Here is a 17,316-nt window from a genome sequence, read left to right as displayed (position 1 = left end):
AACCGGCGATTCTCCGGACCATGGACCTCCCCAGCCAACCCGCCGGCCCTCACCACACACCGGTGGGTCGCCGACCGAACGCCGCCCTGAGGACGTCCATGCCCCAACGCCAGACCGAACCCGCCGTCATCCAGCCCGTCATCGCCCCCGAAGAAGCCCGCGCCGTCCGTCAGAAGGTGGACTCGGCGAGGGACGCCGCTCTCCAGCGCGTATGCGCGGGGTTCACGACGACGATCAGCCCACAGAGCGCCGCGCGGCTCGCGGACCTGCTCTCCACCTCGACCTACGTCCAGGCAGCCTGACCGGAGCCGGAGGAACGGTCCCGCCTCGTCGCGGGTCCGAGGACGGCCGGCACTAGCTCGCAGGGCGGCCCTGCAGCCGCTGGCAACCGGCATCAGCGCACCGGCTGGCAGCTTCGGATACGCAGCCAAGGACGCGTTCGCCGTGAGCTGTGTGGTTTCTCGGCCGAACGCTGGATCTTCGCGCGCGGGTGTGGCTGTCTTGGTGTTCCGCCTGGAGCGCTGGCCCGCGCGGACAGGAACTCCAGCGGGCCCTGGGCCAAGGAATCACCTGTGGCCGGGTCTCATCCCTCCCCGCGCCCTCGCGGCCCTCACCGACACGTCGGCACCGGGGACCGTGCCCCACCCCCACCCTGTGCACCGCCCGAATAGGGCCCGTCGCACCCGCCTGCCCTGATGAAGGAGCCGCCACCCGATGAGCTACGACGCCCGCGAATGGGTGTGGGACCACAGCAGCAGCAAGGGCACCGCCCGCATGGTCCTCGCCCTGATCGCCGACCGGTGCCGCGATCGCCGCTGCATCGCGTACGCGTCCGTGCCCACCCTCATGAAGCGCTCGAACGCCTCCCGTACGGCTGTGCGCGACGCCCTCACGAAGCTGATCGCCAGCGGGGAGCTGACGCAGCTCGCGGGCCGCAAGGGGCCGCGCGGAGAGACGTACTACCACCTCCCGATCGCCGCCTCCTTCCTCGCCGACCAAGCAGACGAGGGGGACCGGAATTCGGCCCCTCCGGGGGGTCGGATTCCGACCCTCGGAAGGCCGGAATCCGACCCTGCCGACGTCTTCGAAGGGGAGCCGGATAACGGCCCCGGGGACCGGATTCCGACCCCTGGGGGGACCGGATTCCAGCCCTTCGGGGGCACGGATTCCGACCCCCAGAACGGTAGTGAACCGAAGGTGAACGGTAAGAGCAGCAGCTCTGCCTCCCTTATCAACGCCGCCCAGTGGGAGATCGACGACGCCACCTGGGCCTGGCTGCGGCACGACGGGCACCTCGCCCGACTCGGCGAGCACGGCCTGCGGGCGGCCGACGAGAAGTGGCGCACCTACCGGGCGACGTGGGCGCCCCGCCCAGTCGCCGCGTGGGGCGCCGACTGGCGCACATGGATCGCCCGGGAACGCACTCCCACCCCGGAACGGCCCAACCTGCGCGCCCTGCCCGGCGGTGCCGCGCCACTCGCAGGCGGCATGACCCGCGCCGAAGCACACACCGCCGCCCTCCTCGCCGCCCTCGACGAACCGACAGGAATGGAGTAACCCACCCCCTTGGAACGCCGCGAAGTCGCCGCCGTCCTCGCCTACATCGGCCGCCTGGACCCCCGCACGATCCGTACCGATCCAGGCGAGGCCCGCGACCAGCTCGCCCAGTGGCACGAACTGCTCCACGACGTCCCCTTCGCCACGGACCACGGCTGGGATGTCCGCGAGGCGATTCGGGCGCACGTCCTCGGCTCGCCCTACCCGATCCTGCCCGTGGACGTCGCCCGCGCGTGGCGCACGTACCGCCGCGACCGTATCGACCGGCACACCGACCCCACGCTGGCCGCCGACCCCGACGACCCGACCGCATGGCGGGCCGAACTGCTCGGCACCCGGCAGGCCGTAGCCATCGGAACGGCTGCGCCCTCGACGCACCGACAGCTCACCAACGGTGGCCCGCACCCCGACGTGGAGGCCCGCGTGCGCGCCATCGGATCGTGCGTCCCACCGACAATCCGCGCCGCGCTCGCCCCCTACCGTCCGGCCCGTGCCGCACGCGAGGCCGCCGTCGCCGCAGGGCTCCCGGACGCCCTTGGCGTCGGGTGCCCGTGGTGCCATGCCCGCGAGGGCGAACCCTGCCGCAGTCGACTCGTGGGTCCCGACGGCCGCGCCCGAGGCAATGCGCCCCGCGCCACGCCTCACCCGACGCGCCTCGACCTCGCCGCCGCGGAAATCACCCGACAGGGAGCTGCGTGACCTACCCCTTCGAACGCTCGTCCCTGCTCGCGATCGGCGCGCCGTTCCTCGTCGTTGCCTTGCTCGCTGGATGGCTGCTGCGCCGACGCACCCGGAAGCCTGGTGTCGGGCAGCGACGTGGCACCGCCGCCATCCCGGTTGCCGCTGTCGCCGCGATCGGCTGCACCGCCTACAGCGCGGACACCAGCTGGCGCTTCGCCGCCGACTACCTCGGCATGGGCAGCACCGTCGAGCGCGCCTTCATGTTCGCCATCGCTGAACTGGCCTTGTTCGCAATGGCCTTGCTGGCGCGCCAGAACCTGAAGGGTCCCAGGCAGGCGCCGGGGCCGCCTGGCGTCCTGGTATGGGTGATCACCGGAGGCCAGATCATCCCCGCCTACGCCGAGTCCGGTCCCGTCGGTGGCACGGTCCGCGCCCTGATCGGCCCGGTCATGGCCGCAGTCCTCTGGCACCTGGCCATGGGAATCGAGCTACGCAACCACACCCCCGAGGCCGCCTCACGCAGCCTGCTCGCGATCCTCGGCCGGCAGGCACGCGAGCGACTGCTGGCGCGCCTGGGCATCCACGACCAGGACGCCGATGCCGCACGACTCATCCGCGAGCGCGCCCTGAGCCGGGCCGTCGCGTTGATCCTCCGCATCGAGGCGATGCCCGAGATGAAGCGCAACAAGGGGCGTGGCCGGCGTGCGACTCGGCGCCTGCACAAAGCGCTGGAGAGGGCCGATGTTGACGGTGATCTTCGCCAGGACGAGCTGCTGCTGCGGAAGCTCGGGACTCGACAGCAGGCCACCCGGTTGGCCTCGCTCCCGCTGCCCGAACGGTGGGAGACGCCCGGAGACCGAGTCAGCCAGCCCAGCGCTGCCGTGGCGAAGCGGGCAAGGCCCAAGCGCCCCAAGGCCGTACCGAATCCGGGCGACGAAGGCGTACACCGGTCGAACCGCCCGGAATCCATCGTCCGCCCTCGAACCGCTACCGATGCGGGCGCGGAGGTGAGTATGGCCAGAGACGTGGGTGCCGAGCTTGGCGAGGCGCCGGAGCCGAAACGCTTGGGTCGCAAGCCCGACCTGCCGCGGGATGTCCTCATCGCGTACGCGGAGCGCATCTACCGCGAGACGGGTCGCCTCTCGCGTGACTCCCTTAAGGCAGCCGTCCGTGCCGACGGCCACCAGGTCGGCACCGACCTTGCCCAGAGCGTCGTCAACGCGGTCAAGGCCGAGCACCAGGTGCCCGCCCGTACAGGCCACCCCCACTGAACGCTCCCCCCGCACTTCCAACCACCCATCGCTGAAAGGCCCACCTGCCATGCCCCGTTCGACCGTGTCCGCCTGGACCTGCGACTACGACGCCTGCCCGATCTGCACCGCTCTGGAACGCGACGAGATGAGCCTGCTGCGTTGCGCCATCCTCACGCTGCTCGACCAGGGCCGTTGGATGGCCGGCGACGACATCCCCCTGCGCGGCATCCTGTCCGCCGGCGGCGAGTACCTGAGCCGGCTCAGGGGCGGAGTCGGTGACGGGATCCACGTGAGGTGCCCGTGAGGCGGTGCTGGAGCCGGCCGAGAACTTCGACCGGCAGGCCGTCGAGCAGGTAGGCGATACGCGGGGTGTCGTAGCCGGCGTCGAAGAGGACCAGGAGGTCGGCATCGCTGTCTTCCCGCTGGCCGCCGTTGGCGAGGTCGGTGACGACGCGGCGCGGACATGGGCTTCGGGGCAGAGCTGCCCGGAGCCGGCCTCGTGGCGAGCGGCGGGGCATGCCACCGCGGGCCGGGTGCCGGCGCCGTCGTCACCCCGCTGCGCTCAGGCGGTGAGCAGGGGGCGGGTCAGGCCGAGCCGGTCGGCGAGGACCGCCGTTTCGACGCGGTTGCGTGTGCCGAGCTTGCTGTAGATCACGCTCACGTGGTCCTTCACCGTGGCCGGGCTCAGCACCAGCTGACGGCCGATCTCGGCGTTCGACAGTCCCTCGGCGAGCATGGTGCAGACCTGGGCCTCGCGGGGGGTGAGGGCACTGACCCGGGCCCGGACCTCCACGGGCAGGCTGGTGCGGTGGAGCTCGTCGATCAAGGAGAGCATGGCGGCCGAGGTGACGACCCGGTTGCCGGCGGCGACGGTGGCGATCGCGTTGTGCAGCACCTCGGGCGCGGCGTCCGGGTGGAGGACGGCCGCGGCCCCGCCGCGCAGCGCCTCACTGGCGACGTCCGCATCGACGTCACGCACCAGCAGGATGATCTCGAGCTGCTGCCTCTGGCGCCGGAGTGCGCTGAGATAGCGGGAAATCCTGCGTGCGGACGGACAAAGGCCGGCCACGACGATGTCGGGGCGGCACCGGCGGGCGGCCAGGGCGACGTCGCTCTCGCTGCACGTGCCTTTGACCTCCACATGGTGCGCCCCGTCCAGCACTGCACCGAGGCCCAGCCGCGCCAGATGATCATCGTGCGACACAAGAACGCCAATCACGCGCTTCCCCCATGTGTGGTCTTGTTCCCGCCTGTTGGTCGTCAAGCGGAACCTCGCGATCAATCGTGCGGGCACCACGAACAGATCTCAATGTTTTCGCTCAAAGTTGAGCTTGTGCAGAGGTTCGTGAGCCGTTGCCTGTGTGAACTAGGTGAAGAACAAGCCAACTTCCGACACCTGCGCCACGGACGCCGGTGTCCCGTGCCGGCCCGTCCGGCGCGCCGCGCCGCAGCCCCGCGGAAGTCCCGACTCCGGCACTGACCTGATCTTTCTGCCCGGAGGCGCCGCCGCGCCGGTACCCGCCCGGCGGGCCCGCCGCCCCGCCGTCACGCGGGATTCGTCACCCCGCCGGACGGCGGGGTGACGAACCCCGTACGGCCGATGTGCCGCCCGGACCGCCGTGGGCATCATCCATCCCGCGATGCCTACAGAAACATCACAACCAGGGGGCCAAGTGCAGGGACAGCGCGCCACATTCACCCCGTCGGACCTGGAGGCGGTGCCGGCGGTCAACGCTCTGCTGGGCCAGCTCGGTCTCGGACGGCTCGCGACCGAGGACGTGGAGTCTCTCTTCGGCCGCAACGAGAACTGGGCCGGGACGACCTCGGCGGGCGTGGGCGTGTTCGTCAAGCGGGTCTCCCTCGACGGCGGCCCCGAGGACGCGGCGCTCCGGATCGCCCGCAGCCGGTCCTTCGCCACCATGATCGCGGCGCACGGTTCGCCCGACCTTCACACTCCAGAACTCGTCGGGGGCGACGACACGTCCCAGGTGCTGGTGTTCCGGCTGCTCGACGAGACGCGCACGTTCGCGGAACTATCCGCGGACGAAGAACTGGACGCGACGCTGGCCCGGCGCGCCGGACGGGCCGTCGGTGTGCTGCACAGCCTGGGCGAGGCCCTCGACGGCACGGCTCATGTGGACGGCCTGGACCGCTCGTCCTTCCCCTTCCCCAGTCTGGGGCTGCTGCGTGCGCTCCCCCTCAGCGGCTTCATGAACCTGACCTTCGCGGAGGTCACGCTCTGGCGCATCCTGCACGGCGACCCCGAACTCACCGAGGCTCTGGCCGCGTTGCGCCGCTCGGAGGCGGCCGCGCCCCAGGTCACGGCCCACTGTGACCTGCGCTTCGACCAGTTCCTGCTGTCGCACGGCACGCTCCATCTGACCGACGGCGAGGAGTTCCGCTGGGCGGACGCGGCCCGCGACATCGGCTCCCTGGCAGGCGAGTGGCTTTTCCGGGCCATCACCGGCCTCACCTCACCCGGGCGGGACGCCCCGCCGGCCACGCTCGACGTGCGCGAGGCCACGCACGAGGAGATCGTCGCGCGTGGTGTTGCGGAGATGGACCGGGTCCGTCCGCTGATCAGCGCGTTCTGGGCCGGTTACCGCTCGACCCGGACCACCACTGACTCGCAACTGGCCACCCGCGCCACCGCGTTCGCGGGCTGGCACATGATCGACCGCGCCATGGCGACGGCCGGCCGCGGCAGCCGACTACCCGCGGTCACCCGGGCGGCCATGGGCGTGGGACGCACCGCACTGCTCGCCCCGCAGAACTTCGTCGGGGCCCTCGGACTGGAGGCCGGACGATGACGACGCTGCGGACCGACCCGATGCCCCTCGCCGTCGACGGGCTCGCCCCCCGGCTGGCCCGGGCGCTCAGCACGGTGCACATCGCTGACGACGGGCTGGCGGCCCGCGTCGGAACGGCCGAGGTCACCGCCGACACCCCGGTGAAACTGCGCGACCGGCTGGCCGTGTCGATCTACGAGAACCTGCACGCGGGCCGCCCAGGCGGTGAGGAGACGCTGCCGCGCACCCTGCGCGACACAGCCTTCGAACAGCCCCTGCACGAGGCGACCCCGCACACCACGACGCCGTACCGGGCTCGGGTGCACGGGCTGCATGACGACCAGCCCGTGATGGAGATCGAGGGCGTGCGCGTGCTGGTGCCGGCCACTGGTCCGCACGGCCCGACGGACCCAGACGGCACCCTGCGCGCCGCGGCCCTGCGCGCGGCGCAGGCATCCGAGGCGGTGTGGGCCGACCTCGTGGTGCCCGCCGCGCGGCCCGCGCTGTCACCGGGGTTCTTCCTCGCGGACGGCTCGCGAGGACGGCCCGCCGCCGGGCCGGTGCTGCGCCTGTACACGCACATCACGCAGGCCCGGTACGCGGCGGACGTGTGGGGTGTCGTGCTGGGCGCACTGGAGTCGGCCGCGGTCCCCTACCGGGCCAAAGTGTCCTCCTCCCCGCTGCTGTTCCCGCGCCGTGACGCGCTCGTCGTCTATCTGGACACCGGCGCGCTGCACGCCCTGGACGCGGTGCGCGAGGCGGTGCGGGACGTGCCGGGGCTGGGGCCCGACACCTCCCCGTTCACGTACGAGATCGCGCCGGGCTTCGCTGCCGCGTGGGAGCCCGACGACGATCGGCCGGGCCGACGCCACATGAGTTTCGGCGAGCACCGCTCCGCCCTCATGGCGCAGGCTCTGGTCGAGCACGCCCTGTCCCCGCAGTACCCGTCCCGGGACGCGGCGGTCGCCCACGCGCTGCGCGAGGCGGGCGTCGACCCGGCTCACCCGGCGCGCGGGCTGCGCCAGCCGCACGCCGATCCGCGGGTGAGTCCGCGCAAGGAGGCGTGAGCGTGCCCAGGCCGCCGGCGCTGCCGGCTAAGGACAAGACGCGGCTGGTCCTCGCGGTACTGGCCAAGGAGTGCACGGTCTCGGAGGCCGCCCGCGCGGCCCAGGTGTCGGAGCAGTCCATCGCGAACTGGCGCCGCCAATTCCTCGAGGGCGGCAGCATGGCGCTGGCCGGTGCGGCTCCGCCGTCGGGCTCGCAGCGCGAGGCGGCCCTCATCGAGGAGGTGCACCGGCTCAAGCAGGCGCTCGGCGAGGCGTACGTGGAAGTGATGGCCTGGCGGCGCACGGGGGACCGCCCCAGGGTCCCTTCGAGGACCTCGAAGCGCTCCGCACCGAACTGGGAATCCCCGTTTCGAGGTACTGCGTGATCTTGGGAATCCCTCGCCGGACCTACACCCGGCGACTGCAACAACATCGAACGCGGGAGGGGCATGACGATGCACGGTCCGACTGACGTCGCGCCGGCTATCACCGTACGGGACCTGACCATGCGGTACGGGCGACAGGACGTGCTGCGGGGAGTCGATCTGACGGTCGAGCAGGGGGAGTTGCTGGCCCTGCTCGGCCCCAACGGGGCGGGGAAGACCACCACCGTCGAGATCCTCGAGGGCTTCCGGACGCCGACCGAAGGACACGTCGAGGTGCTGGGCCAGGATCCGGCGCGCGCGGACGAACGGTGGCGCGCGCAGGTCGGCGTGGTGCTCCAGTCCTGGCGCGACCACGCGCGGTGGCGGGTGGGCGAACTGCTGGAGCACGTCGCCTCGTACTACCCCGCGCCGCGTTCCGTGGCCGGGACCCTCGACACGCTGGGGCTGACCGCGCAGGCCCGCAAGACGTGCCGGGAACTCTCCGGCGGCCAGCGGCGACGCCTGGACGTCGCCCTGGGGATCATCGGCGACCCGCGACTGCTGTTCCTGGACGAGCCGACGGCGGGATTCGACCCTGTGGCGCGCCGCGAGTTCCACGAGCTGATCGAGCGGCTGCGGGAGGACGGCATGACGATGGTGCTGACCACGCACGACCTGAACGAGGCGGAGCGGCTCGCCGACCGCACGGCCGTGCTGATCGACGGCCGGATCGCCGCCTTCGGCACGGGCGCGCAGCTCGCCGAGGAGGCGCGGGCACGGGCCCGGGTCGTCTGGACCGACGGCGGGGAACGCCGGGAGCAACGGGCGGCGGACCCGTCCCGTCTGGTGTGGGAGCTGCACCAGAAGTTCGGCGGGCCGATCCCTGGGCTGGAGGTCCACCGGCCCACGCTGGAGGACGTGTACCTGCGCATGGTCGCGGAAGCGGAGGGGTGAACATGAAACGTGTGGACGGGACGTCGCCGGGGCCACGCGGCGCCGGACACGGGTTCGGACGGGTGCTGGCAGTCGGGGTCCGCCGGGGGCTGATCGAGGTGCACCAGCTGGTGCGCACTCCGCGTGAGGCGTTCACGCTGCTGAGCACCCCGCTGCTGTTCATCGTGCTGGGGGCGGTCGTCAACGGCGACATCCCCGGCTCGACCGTGCCGATGGCTGATCTGCTGGTGGCCGGCGGCGTGACCACGATGGTGGTCCAGGCGGGGCTCCTGACGTTGGTGCAGACGCTGGCCGTGGAGCGGGAGGACGGCACCCTGCTGCGCATGCGGGCGGTGCCGCACGGCATGCCCGCCTATCTCGTGGCCAAGACCGTCGTGGTGGTGACGACCGCGGTGGGCGGTGGCGCGCTCACCCTGGCAGCGGGAGTGCTTGTGCTGGGCACATCGGGGCCCGGGAGCGTCCGGGACTGGCTCGTGCTGCTGTCCGTGCCCGCCGTCGGGTTGCTCGCCCTGGTTCCGCTGGGCGCGGTGCTCGGGGCCGTACTGCCCAACGCCCGTGAGGCGCTGGGCTTCCTGATGATCCCGCTGCTGGCCCTGATGCTGTTCTCGGGCATCTACTTCCCCGTCACCTCGCTGCCGGGCGCCGTGCAGGACGTCGTCCAGGGCTTCCCCCTGAAGTGGACGGCCCAGGGCATACGGGCCGCGATGCTGCCCGACGCAGCTCTCGCCGCGGAGGCCGGCAGCACCTGGGATCTGCCGAAGGTGTACCTGATCAACGGCGCTTGGGCCCTCGCGGGCTTCCTGGTTGCCCCGCGCGTCCTGCGCCGGATGACCCGGCGCGCGACCGGCGCCCGACCCGAGAAAGCCGAGGCTGAGGCATGAACCGTCCCCTGAAGCACATATCCGCGATCTTCCCGATCCAGCCCGACGCACTGGACCCGATGGTGGAGATCGGCACGTTCGCCCGCGAGGCCGGGGTGCGCCGACTCTGGCTCGGGCAGTCGCTGCGGGTCGAGACGCACCTGGCGCTCGCGGCGTTCGCCGCCCGGGTCCCCGGGGTGGCGCTCGGCACCAGCGTGGCGCTGACGATCCTGCGCCACCCGTACCAGGCGGCTGTCGAGGCCCGCTCGATCAGCGCGCTGTCGGGCGCCCCGTACGTGGCGGGGTTCGGCCCGGGACCGGTGGGTTTCCAGCGCCAACTGCTCGGCGAGCCGTACCCGAAGCCGCTGCGCGCCATGCGGGAGTACGTGACGGTGATGCGCCGGCTGTTGGACAGCGAACGGGTCGTGCACGAGGGCGAGTACTTCACGTCGACGGCGCCGCTCATGCACGTACCGGCGCCGCCCATCGAGGTGGGCCTCGGGGTGCTGCGCACCGGCATGGCCCGCACAGTGGGCGAGGTCGCGGACGTCGCGATCACCTGGTTGACACCGCACTGGTACATCAAGGACGCGTTGATCCCCGCCATGGTGCGGGGGGCCGAGCAGGCCGGGCGAGTCCGTCCGCCGCGGGTCGTGTCGGTGCTGCACGCCGCGCTGGAGCGGCCCGGCCGCAACCTGCGCCGCACCGTCTTCACGGCGACCGGACCGCACCTGTCGTCGGAGCACTACACGGACATGCTGCGCCGTGCCGGCGTGCCGGCGGACCTGGCCGAACCGGTCAAGGGCGCGGAGGCACTCATCGAGCAGCAGGTGTTCGCCACGGGCACGGCGCAGGACATCGCGAAGGTGGTCCGTGCGCATCGCGAGGCGGGGGTCGACGAAGTGGTGCTCAACGTCTGCGGTGTCTATCTCACCGAGGGCGATCGGGCGGCCATGGAGGACCTCGGCGAGATCCTGGAAGCGGTCGCCACCGATGACTGACACGACGCTCCATCCGGAGTTGGGCGAGATCCCGGTGTTCCGTGGACGGCGGCTGATCCTCGTGGTGACCGGTTCCCTTCCCGCGGCGCACACGCCGTTCTGGACGAACTGGCTGCGTCGCGCGTACCCGGAGACGGAACTGCGGGTGGTGCTGACGCGCTCGGCGGGCCGGTTCGTGACTCGGCAGGCGCTGGCCCCGCTCAGCGGTACCGCGGTCGAGATGGACCTCTGGCCGGACGAGCCCTCCACGAGCGCCCTGCACGTCGAACTGGCGGAGTGGGCAGACACGTTCGTGGTGGCACCCGCGACGCTCAGCTTCTGTACACGGCTGGCGAACGGCATGTGCGACAGCCCCGTCCTGCTGGCTATGCAGTGCAGTACGGTCCCGCAGGTGCTGGCGCCCGCGCTGCCGCCCGGCGGTCTGACCTCCCGGGCGTACGAGCGGGCCCGGGAAATGCTGGCCGAGGCGCCGCACGTGGCGGTGGTGCCGCCGGTCGCGGGGCTGAGCAGCACCACCGGTCGCTGGGACGCCGCGCTCAACGCGCCGATGCCGACGGTGATCGCGACAGCCGAACGGCTCCGGACGGCGATCGCACGGCAGCGGACCGCCGGCCGTCCGGACACCCGGGCCGCGTCGTGACCTCCCGGAGCGCCTTGGCGCGAGCTACCCCCGGGGACCCGGAAACCGTGCGGAGGCCGCCCGCCCTCGCCCTGTTCGGCACCGGATACCTGGCGACGCGGGTGACGCGGGCCGGCGACGGCTTCCTGTGGTCCCGTACCGCCGGGCCGGACCGGCCGGAGGACTTCACGCCGGTGCCCGCGGCTCTGGCCCACGCAGCGCGCGCCGCGCGGGGCTGGGCCGTTGGGGGCACCCGGGTGGTGCTGGGTGCCGAGGAGCGGGTGCGCGCCGAGGACTACGGGCCGCTGCCGATACGGGGAGCGGGCGCCGTCGAGCGCCGCTACCCGGCGCCCGCGCCGTACTCGCTCGGACATGTACTGGGCAACCGGGCAGCGGCTCCCACGCACTGGGCCGCCCTGCCGCGGCTGCTGGAGCGGGTGGGAGAGGTACTGCGGCAGGTGCACACCTCCTTCGCCGACGTTCCCGTGGCCGGGGGCCCAGCCGGACCGCGCAGGCTGGCGCATTGGCTGGCGGGTCGTCAGAACGTCGGCCGGGCAACGCGGTTATGGCAGGAGGCCCGCCGAGTCCTGGGGCCCGAGCGGATGGCCGTGGCTGCCTCCTGGTGCACGGATCCGGGCGCGAGCACGGCACCGCCCGTGCTGCTGCTCGGTGGTACCGGCCTGGGCTCCCAGGTGCCCACCCCTGATGCGGCCGACTGCGTCTTGCTGACCGGCGAGGAACTCGCAGCCGGGCCCGCCTCCCACGATCTGGGCTGGATCGTCGGCGAGCTGGCCGAGTTCCGGCTGCTGCACTTCACCGGGCTGGCCGAGGACGCCGCCGCCCACTGCGCTTCGGCGACCACGGCTCTGCTGCGCGGCTACGCCGACGGCCCGGGACCTCTTCCGGCGTCCGCCGGCCTCGACGCGGTGGCACGGTCGGCCGTGCTCCGCATGTTCACGCACTGCCTCGACTACGCGGCGTTCGTCGGCTGGGACGACCGGCTCACCGATCACCTGGACGTGCTCGCCGCGCTGTTGGACCACCCCATGGGCACCATCGACGGCCTCACTGGCGCACCCGCGGCACCGGACGTGGCCTTGGAAACGGAGGAACCGTGATAGCGCAGAACGCCCATTACAACGAGAAGATGGCCAGCGTCTACGAGCAGATGTACCCCATCGGCTTCGACACGGACGCGGCCCTGGAGTTCTTCGCCACGCTCGCGGAGCCCGGCGCGCGGGTACTCGAACTCGGTGTCGGCACCGGAAGGATCGCGGTCCCGATGGCCGAGCGGGGTTACCGCGTCTTCGGCGTCGACGCGTCCGAGTCGATGATCGCCAAATTGGTCGAGCGGGACAGCAAGGGCGAAGTCACCGTGGAGCTTGGGGACTTCACCCAGCCGGGGCTCGACATGGGTGGCGATTTCCCGCTCGTGACACTCGTCCTGAACACGTTCTTCGTGGCCGTCTCGCGGGAGGCACAGCTCAACTGCCTGCGCAACGTGCGCGACCAGTTGGCACCCGGGGGCCGTTTCGTTCTGGAAGCCTTCGACCCGTCGCCCTACCACGTGCTCACCAAGCCGGACCTGTCGATGCGCTTCCTCGGCGAGAACGCGATCATGCTGGACACCCTGATGGTGGACCGCTCACAGCAGCTCATGGTCGCCACGCATACGATCCTGGACGGCGGAGCGCCGCAGACCACCCAGCATGTGCTGCGCTACGCGTTCCCCCAGGAGATCGACCTGCTGGCCGAGTTGGCCGGGCTTCGGCTGGTGGAACGCACTGCCGGCTGGCGCAAGGAACCCTTCACGGCACTCAGCCCCCGGCATGTGTCCGTGTTCGAACGGGCAGAATAGCCGGGTTTATCGGAGACCCACCGAGCTCCGGCCAGGAAACCGGGGCCGATACACGAAACAAGGGAGGCCAAGCATGATCGAGAACATCTCAGGGGCCATCGCCGTCGGCATCTCGACGGTCCTGGGCGTGGCCGGTGAGCACACGTCGAAGAAGCGCGTTCAGGCGTTCACCAAGCGCTACGGGTCCTACGAGGGATTCCGGCAGCAGGTGGACGAGGACCGCGTCCAGGGGATCCTCAGGACCCGCGGGAAGGTGGCGGCGATCAAGGAGGTGCGTGACAACTACCCCTACGTCTCGCTGCCGATGGCCAAGCGTTACGTGGAGCAACTGCCCGCCTGACGGTCCCTGCCCGCCCGGCGCCGCCGCGGACCTTTCTCCCGGCGGCGCCTCTCACGGGGCACAAAGAGCGGAGAGACCCGAGCAAAAAGCGGAGGTAAAGCTTCACCGTAATTCCGGTGAGTCATATTTTTTTTCCATGGTGTTATCCCCGGTGAATCGTATAGAAAAGGAGTCGACGGCGGAACGGTTCCGCCGAATCGCCTTCTCCCGAGGAGTCTTGGTGAACACCACCGACACCCTGCTCGCCGGCTACGCCGCGTACACCTCCGCCGACGAGATCGCCGCCGCCCAGGACGGCGGAGCGCCGGAGATCAGCCCGGTCAGCCTCTCGATCGCCGTCTCCATCGCCGAGTCCTCCTACGCCTGCAGCGCGGGCCTCAGCATGAGCGTGGGCGTGACCGTCGGCAAGGGCTGCTGAGCCTGCCGCCAAAAACCCCTCGATTCCATCGTTCCGGTCTCGGTTCACAGGGTCGAGGAATTCCGGGATCCGGTCGAGTCGGAGAATTCAGGACCGCATTCGGATGTCCGGCCGGACCGGAATGTAATTCCCTCCAATCGCGGAGCACAGCGCCGCATTCCCATCCCGAAAAGGAGTCACCGTGAACACCACCGACACCCTGCTCGCCGGCTACGCCGCGTACACCTCCGCCGACGAGATCGCCGCCGCCCAGGACGGCGGAGCGCCGGAGATCAGCCCGGTCAGCCTCTCGATCGCCGTCTCCATCGCCGAGTCCTCCTACGCCTGCAGCGCGGGCCTCAGCATGAGCGTGGGCGTGACCGTCGGCAAGGGCTGCTGACCAAGCACCCCGGCTTCTTGCGACCCGGCCGGCCCGGCACCCTGACCCGGGTGCCGGGGCGGCGGTCGCCCTCGCCGACTCCCTACCGCCCGTAACCGAATACCCGAAGGGACGCGCACCGTGCGGCAGTTGACTCTCGAGAACGGACTGCGCGTCGTACTCGACGCCCGGGGCGGCGCGCCCGCCGTCGGCGTGGCCGTCCACTACGGCACCGGATTTCGCGGCGACCCCGCTGGACGCAGCGGTTTCGCCCACCTCTTCGAGCACGCCATGTTCCAGGGCAGCGCCTCGGTCGGTCCCGGCGAACACATCCGGGCCGTACAGGGTTCGGGCGGAACCGCCGGCGCATCGACGCACCAGGATTACACGGACTTCTACCAGGTCGCCCCTACCGCGGCACTGGACCGGCTGCTCTTCCTGGAGGCCGACAGGATGGCGGGCGTCCGGCTGGACGCGCACGGCCTGGGCATCCAACTGCGGGTGATCCGTGAGGAGATCGCCACACAGGTCACCGGCCGCCCCTACGGCGGCTTCCCCTGGACCGTCCTCCCGTCCGTGCTGTACGCGTCGTTCGCCAACGCCCACGACGGTTACGGGGATCTGGCGGGGTTGCGTCAGGTGACGCCCGAGGAGTGCACCGCCTTCCACGCCGCGCACTACGCACCGTCCCGCGCCGTGCTCACCGTGTGCGGCGGCTTCGACGAGGTCGAGGCCGAACGCCTGGTGCTCCACCACTTCGCCGCCCTGCCCCCGCGGCCCGCCGCTCCCCTGCCCGACCTCGCCGAAGCGCCCCCGGTCCGCGAACGCACCGGCGACCACGAGGACGCCCGCGCCCCCCTGCCCGCCCTCGCCCTGGGCCACCGGCTTCCGGATCCGTCCCACGCGCTGCCCGCGTACGTCGCCCACATGGTGCTCGCGGCACTGCTGAGCGGCACCGACCGGGCCCGGCTGACCGCCCGCCTGGTCACCGGGACCGGCCTGGCCACAGCCGTTCGGTCCGGCTGCGGCTTCTTCGGACCACTCCAGGCCCGCGACCCCGACACCTTCCAGACCGTCGTCACCCTGCGGCCGGACGCGGACGCCGAAGACGTCCGCGCGGAGACCGACCGGGTCCTGACCTGGCTCGCCGAGCACGGCCCGGCGGCCGACGAGCTGACGCGCACCCGAGCCCAGCTGTGCGTCTCCCTCTCCCGGACCTACGACAGCCTGGTGCATCGCACCCGGCACATCGGCGCGTTCACACTGTTGCACGGCCGCCCGCACCTGGTCGACGTGCTACCCGGCCTGATTGGCCGCTGCACCGCCGACGAAGTCGCCGCCGCGGCCTGGAACCTGCTGGCAGTCCCCCGCGCGGTCCTGCGCCTGCGCGTCCGGGAGGTGGCCCCCGTATGACCGCGCGCGCCACCGCGCTGCCGCCGTTGGGCCCGCCCCGCACATTCGTCCCGCCGCCGTACACCGACGCCGTGCTCGGCACCGGTCTGCGCCTGGTGGCCGTGCGGTCCAAGACGGTGCCGCTGGCCGAGATCCGGATGCTCGCACCCCTGCCCGCGCACGCCGTCGATCCGGCCACAGCCGACGTCCTGGCCACCCTGACCGCGCAGGAGTGCGCCCGAGAGGTCACCGCGGGCGTCGACGCGGACCCCCGCCGCGAGGGCACGCTCGTCTCCGTCGCCTGGACGGGCACCTGGCTCGCCCTGAACGCGTCGGTGCCGGCGACCGCCGCGCCGTGGGCCCTGCGGCTGCTCGCCCGCGTGCTCGCCCGGCCCCGGCTCACCGAGGAGGCGTGCGCGGCCGCGGCCCGTGCTCTCGCCGCCCGGGCACCGGGGCGGCTCGCCCATCCGCGCACCGCGGCGCACGCGGCCCTGTACGCGCACGCCTACCCGGGGTGCCGGGAGCGACATCCGGGACCGGACGCGCTGCTCGCCGTCACCGCCGCCGACGTGACAGCGCTGCACGCGGCGCACATCCACCCCCGGGGCGCGTACGCGGTGGTCGTGGCACCCGACGACCTCGCCGAAGAGGCGTCGCGTGCGTACGCCCTGTGGACTGGCACCGCGACGCGGCCGGCCGCGCCGCCGCCCGCGCCGCCGCCGGCCGGGCACGGGATACGCGCCGTCTCGTGGGGCGGCGACGCGACGACGGCGCAGGTTCTGCTCGCCGCCCCTGCACCGGACCGGAACGATCCCTCGTTCGCCGCGCTCTCACTCACCAACTGCCTGTTCGGCGGGTATTTCTCGTCGCGACTCATGCGGGAACTGCGGGAGAATGAAGGGCTGGCCTACCAGATCGAATCAACCATCGACGATTCTTTTCCCCGCCCCTCCATCCTGATCTCTTATGCGACCGCTCCGGAAAATGTCACGCGATCTCTGCACGCAGTGAAACGCGAATTGCGAGATCTGACGTCACGCCCGCCCGGCGCGGCGGAGATCGACGCCGCCCGCGCGCACATGACCGGCCTCACCTGGATCGGACAGACCTCCCAGTCGGGCCTGGCTTCCGCGTACGCCGGGGTGCTCGGGCACGGCCTGGACCCCGGCTGGCTGACCACCTTCCCCGAACTGCTGCGGCAGGTGACACCCGCGCAGGTCGCGCAGGCCGCCGCCGCACACTACGGTCCGCACCGGTTCACCGGCGTCGCCCTGGGCATACCGCCCGGCGAGCGGGCCGAGTGCGCCCTGGAGTGAGAAGGAACGTGAAACCCCGCGCCAAGAAGGCCGGTGGAACAGTCCCGACGGACTGTTCCACCGGCCTTTTCCGTTACCCCTGACCAAAGCATGAAAGTCACGAAAGTGGGCCAGTAAAGAATCTTTCCCATGCATTCGCGCAGCCAGTCGCGCGATTCACCCAAAGAAAGGGGGTGGCCCGTCGGCGGCGTCCGTGAGAGAAATTCCAGCGTCAGCTTCTTTTCCACCAGATCGCCAACGGAGGAATCATGAACACCGCGGACCAGCTCATCGCCGGCTACACCGCGTACACCGACTCGGCCGAGATCGCCGCGGACGCCACGGCCGAGGCCCCGGCCATCAGCCCGACGACCACGATCACCATCGTCTCGGTCGAGTCCGTGCTCGCGTCGATCGGTGCGTCCGCCAGCTTCAGCGCGGGTTACACGGTCTCGTCCGGCTGCTGATCCGGTGCCCGGCCGGCGCCCAATGGGGCGCCGGCCGGGCGTCCTCACGACCGTCCTCGGAAG

The 17,316-nt window shown here is 71.7% G+C and carries 21 protein-coding genes; 20 read left to right on the top strand and 1 reads right to left on the bottom strand.

Annotated elements, in window-relative coordinates; genetic code table 11:
* The first annotated feature begins 98 nt into the window (after positions 1-98).
* The 5 genes from ACIBTS_RS16585 to ACIBTS_RS16565 all read left to right on the top strand — a co-directional run bounded on the left by ACIBTS_RS16585 (position 99) and on the right by ACIBTS_RS16565 (position 3,795).
* The gene (locus tag ACIBTS_RS16585) at positions 99-302 is read left to right on the top strand and encodes a hypothetical protein (protein WP_356151694.1); all 204 of its coding nucleotides are present in this window, start codon (positions 99-101) and stop codon (positions 300-302) included.
* Between the two features lie 412 nt (positions 303-714).
* Positions 715-1,557, top strand: a complete 843-nt coding sequence (locus ACIBTS_RS16580) for a helix-turn-helix domain-containing protein (protein ID WP_399319965.1) — start codon at positions 715-717, stop codon at positions 1,555-1,557.
* A 9-nt stretch (positions 1,558-1,566) separates the two neighbouring features.
* A complete protein-coding gene (locus tag ACIBTS_RS16575) occupies positions 1,567-2,256 on the top strand; it encodes a hypothetical protein (RefSeq protein ID WP_399319963.1) in 690 nt (229 codons plus the stop codon).
* Positions 2,253-3,509, top strand: a complete 1,257-nt coding sequence (locus ACIBTS_RS16570; RefSeq protein WP_399319960.1) for a hypothetical protein — start codon at positions 2,253-2,255, stop codon at positions 3,507-3,509. The genes ACIBTS_RS16575 and ACIBTS_RS16570 overlap by 4 nt, the downstream gene beginning before the upstream one ends.
* 49 nt (positions 3,510-3,558) lie before the next feature.
* The gene (locus tag ACIBTS_RS16565) at positions 3,559-3,795 is read left to right on the top strand and encodes a hypothetical protein (protein WP_399319958.1); all 237 of its coding nucleotides are present in this window, start codon (positions 3,559-3,561) and stop codon (positions 3,793-3,795) included.
* Between the two features lie 258 nt (positions 3,796-4,053).
* Here the strand turns inward: ACIBTS_RS16565 and ACIBTS_RS16560 are convergent, their stop codons facing one another.
* Positions 4,054-4,710 (bottom strand): LuxR C-terminal-related transcriptional regulator, encoded by a 657-nt coding sequence (locus tag ACIBTS_RS16560; protein ID WP_399319956.1) that lies wholly within the window; start codon positions 4,708-4,710, stop codon positions 4,054-4,056.
* Between the two features lie 454 nt (positions 4,711-5,164).
* Here ACIBTS_RS16560 and lxmK point away from each other — a divergent pair, with 454 nt between their 5' ends.
* The 15 genes from lxmK to ACIBTS_RS16485 all read left to right on the top strand — a co-directional run bounded on the left by lxmK (position 5,165) and on the right by ACIBTS_RS16485 (position 17,253).
* Positions 5,165-6,301 (top strand): class V lanthionine synthetase subunit LxmK, encoded by a 1,137-nt coding sequence (gene lxmK, locus ACIBTS_RS16555; protein WP_399319955.1) that lies wholly within the window; start codon positions 5,165-5,167, stop codon positions 6,299-6,301.
* Positions 6,298-7,347, top strand: a complete 1,050-nt coding sequence (locus tag ACIBTS_RS16550; protein WP_399319953.1) for a T3SS effector HopA1 family protein — start codon at positions 6,298-6,300, stop codon at positions 7,345-7,347. The genes lxmK and ACIBTS_RS16550 overlap by 4 nt, the downstream gene beginning before the upstream one ends.
* Positions 7,348-7,349: 2 nt before the next feature.
* Positions 7,350-7,712 carry a transposase gene (locus ACIBTS_RS16545; protein ID WP_399319951.1) on the top strand — a complete coding sequence of 121 codons (363 nt, stop codon included), beginning with the start codon at positions 7,350-7,352 and terminating at the stop codon, positions 7,710-7,712.
* 63 nt (positions 7,713-7,775) lie between these two features.
* Entirely contained in the window at positions 7,776-8,645 is an 870-nt protein-coding gene (locus ACIBTS_RS16540) for an ABC transporter ATP-binding protein (protein WP_399319948.1), read from the top strand.
* Between the two features lie 2 nt (positions 8,646-8,647).
* Entirely contained in the window at positions 8,648-9,526 is an 879-nt protein-coding gene (locus ACIBTS_RS16535) for an ABC transporter permease (protein ID WP_399319946.1), read from the top strand.
* Positions 9,523-10,506 (top strand): LLM class flavin-dependent oxidoreductase, encoded by a 984-nt coding sequence (locus ACIBTS_RS16530; RefSeq protein WP_399319945.1) that lies wholly within the window; start codon positions 9,523-9,525, stop codon positions 10,504-10,506. The genes ACIBTS_RS16535 and ACIBTS_RS16530 overlap by 4 nt, the downstream gene beginning before the upstream one ends.
* Positions 10,499-11,146, top strand: coding sequence for a flavoprotein (locus ACIBTS_RS16525; protein ID WP_399319943.1), 648 nt, complete (start codon positions 10,499-10,501; stop codon positions 11,144-11,146). Before ACIBTS_RS16530 ends, ACIBTS_RS16525 begins: the two co-directional genes overlap by 8 nt.
* A gap of 47 nt (positions 11,147-11,193) precedes the next feature.
* Positions 11,194-12,243, top strand: a complete 1,050-nt coding sequence (locus ACIBTS_RS16520; RefSeq protein ID WP_399319941.1) for a hypothetical protein — start codon at positions 11,194-11,196, stop codon at positions 12,241-12,243.
* Positions 12,240-12,983: a class I SAM-dependent methyltransferase gene (locus ACIBTS_RS16515; RefSeq protein ID WP_399319939.1), complete on the top strand. Its 744-nt coding sequence runs from the start codon at positions 12,240-12,242 to the stop codon at positions 12,981-12,983. Before ACIBTS_RS16520 ends, ACIBTS_RS16515 begins: the two co-directional genes overlap by 4 nt.
* A gap of 73 nt (positions 12,984-13,056) precedes the next feature.
* Positions 13,057-13,323, top strand: coding sequence for a hypothetical protein (locus ACIBTS_RS16510; protein ID WP_399319937.1), 267 nt, complete (start codon positions 13,057-13,059; stop codon positions 13,321-13,323).
* Between the two features lie 220 nt (positions 13,324-13,543).
* Entirely contained in the window at positions 13,544-13,741 is a 198-nt protein-coding gene (locus tag ACIBTS_RS16505; protein ID WP_109497451.1) for an LxmA leader domain family RiPP, read from the top strand.
* Positions 13,742-13,922: 181 nt separating this feature from the next.
* Positions 13,923-14,120: an LxmA leader domain family RiPP gene (locus tag ACIBTS_RS16500; protein ID WP_109497451.1), complete on the top strand. Its 198-nt coding sequence runs from the start codon at positions 13,923-13,925 to the stop codon at positions 14,118-14,120.
* Between the two features lie 129 nt (positions 14,121-14,249).
* Positions 14,250-15,512 carry a M16 family metallopeptidase gene (locus ACIBTS_RS16495; RefSeq protein ID WP_399319934.1) on the top strand — a complete coding sequence of 421 codons (1,263 nt, stop codon included), beginning with the start codon at positions 14,250-14,252 and terminating at the stop codon, positions 15,510-15,512.
* Positions 15,509-16,807 carry a M16 family metallopeptidase gene (locus tag ACIBTS_RS16490; protein WP_399319932.1) on the top strand — a complete coding sequence of 433 codons (1,299 nt, stop codon included), beginning with the start codon at positions 15,509-15,511 and terminating at the stop codon, positions 16,805-16,807. Before ACIBTS_RS16495 ends, ACIBTS_RS16490 begins: the two co-directional genes overlap by 4 nt.
* 248 nt (positions 16,808-17,055) lie before the next feature.
* A complete protein-coding gene (locus ACIBTS_RS16485; protein WP_109497454.1) occupies positions 17,056-17,253 on the top strand; it encodes an LxmA leader domain family RiPP in 198 nt (65 codons plus the stop codon).
* Positions 17,254-17,316 lie beyond the last annotated feature (63 nt).

The organism is Streptomyces sp. NPDC050121 (assembly GCF_044460385.1).
GTDB lineage: Bacteria > Actinomycetota > Actinomycetes > Streptomycetales > Streptomycetaceae > Streptomyces > Streptomyces soliscabiei.
This window is presented reverse-complemented; position numbering and strand designations above follow the sequence as displayed.

Bases quoted from the DNA above. Each gene is read 5' to 3' on its own strand.
- ACIBTS_RS16585 (WP_356151694.1), top strand. From the start codon at position 99: ATGCCCCAACGCCAGACCGAACCCGCCGTCATCCAGCCCGTCATCGCC.
- ACIBTS_RS16580 (WP_399319965.1), top strand. From the start codon at position 715: ATGAGCTACGACGCCCGCGAATGGGTGTGGGACCACAGCAGCAGCAAG.
- ACIBTS_RS16565 (WP_399319958.1), top strand. From the start codon at position 3,559: ATGCCCCGTTCGACCGTGTCCGCCTGGACCTGCGACTACGACGCCTGC.
- ACIBTS_RS16550 (WP_399319953.1), top strand. From the start codon at position 6,298: ATGACGACGCTGCGGACCGACCCGATGCCCCTCGCCGTCGACGGGCTC.
- ACIBTS_RS16540 (WP_399319948.1), top strand. From the start codon at position 7,776: ATGACGATGCACGGTCCGACTGACGTCGCGCCGGCTATCACCGTACGG.
- ACIBTS_RS16535 (WP_399319946.1), top strand. From the start codon at position 8,648: ATGAAACGTGTGGACGGGACGTCGCCGGGGCCACGCGGCGCCGGACAC.
- ACIBTS_RS16530 (WP_399319945.1), top strand. From the start codon at position 9,523: ATGAACCGTCCCCTGAAGCACATATCCGCGATCTTCCCGATCCAGCCC.
- ACIBTS_RS16525 (WP_399319943.1), top strand. From the start codon at position 10,499: ATGACTGACACGACGCTCCATCCGGAGTTGGGCGAGATCCCGGTGTTC.
- ACIBTS_RS16510 (WP_399319937.1), top strand. From the start codon at position 13,057: ATGATCGAGAACATCTCAGGGGCCATCGCCGTCGGCATCTCGACGGTC.
- ACIBTS_RS16490 (WP_399319932.1), top strand. From the start codon at position 15,509: ATGACCGCGCGCGCCACCGCGCTGCCGCCGTTGGGCCCGCCCCGCACA.
- ACIBTS_RS16485 (WP_109497454.1), top strand. From the start codon at position 17,056: ATGAACACCGCGGACCAGCTCATCGCCGGCTACACCGCGTACACCGAC.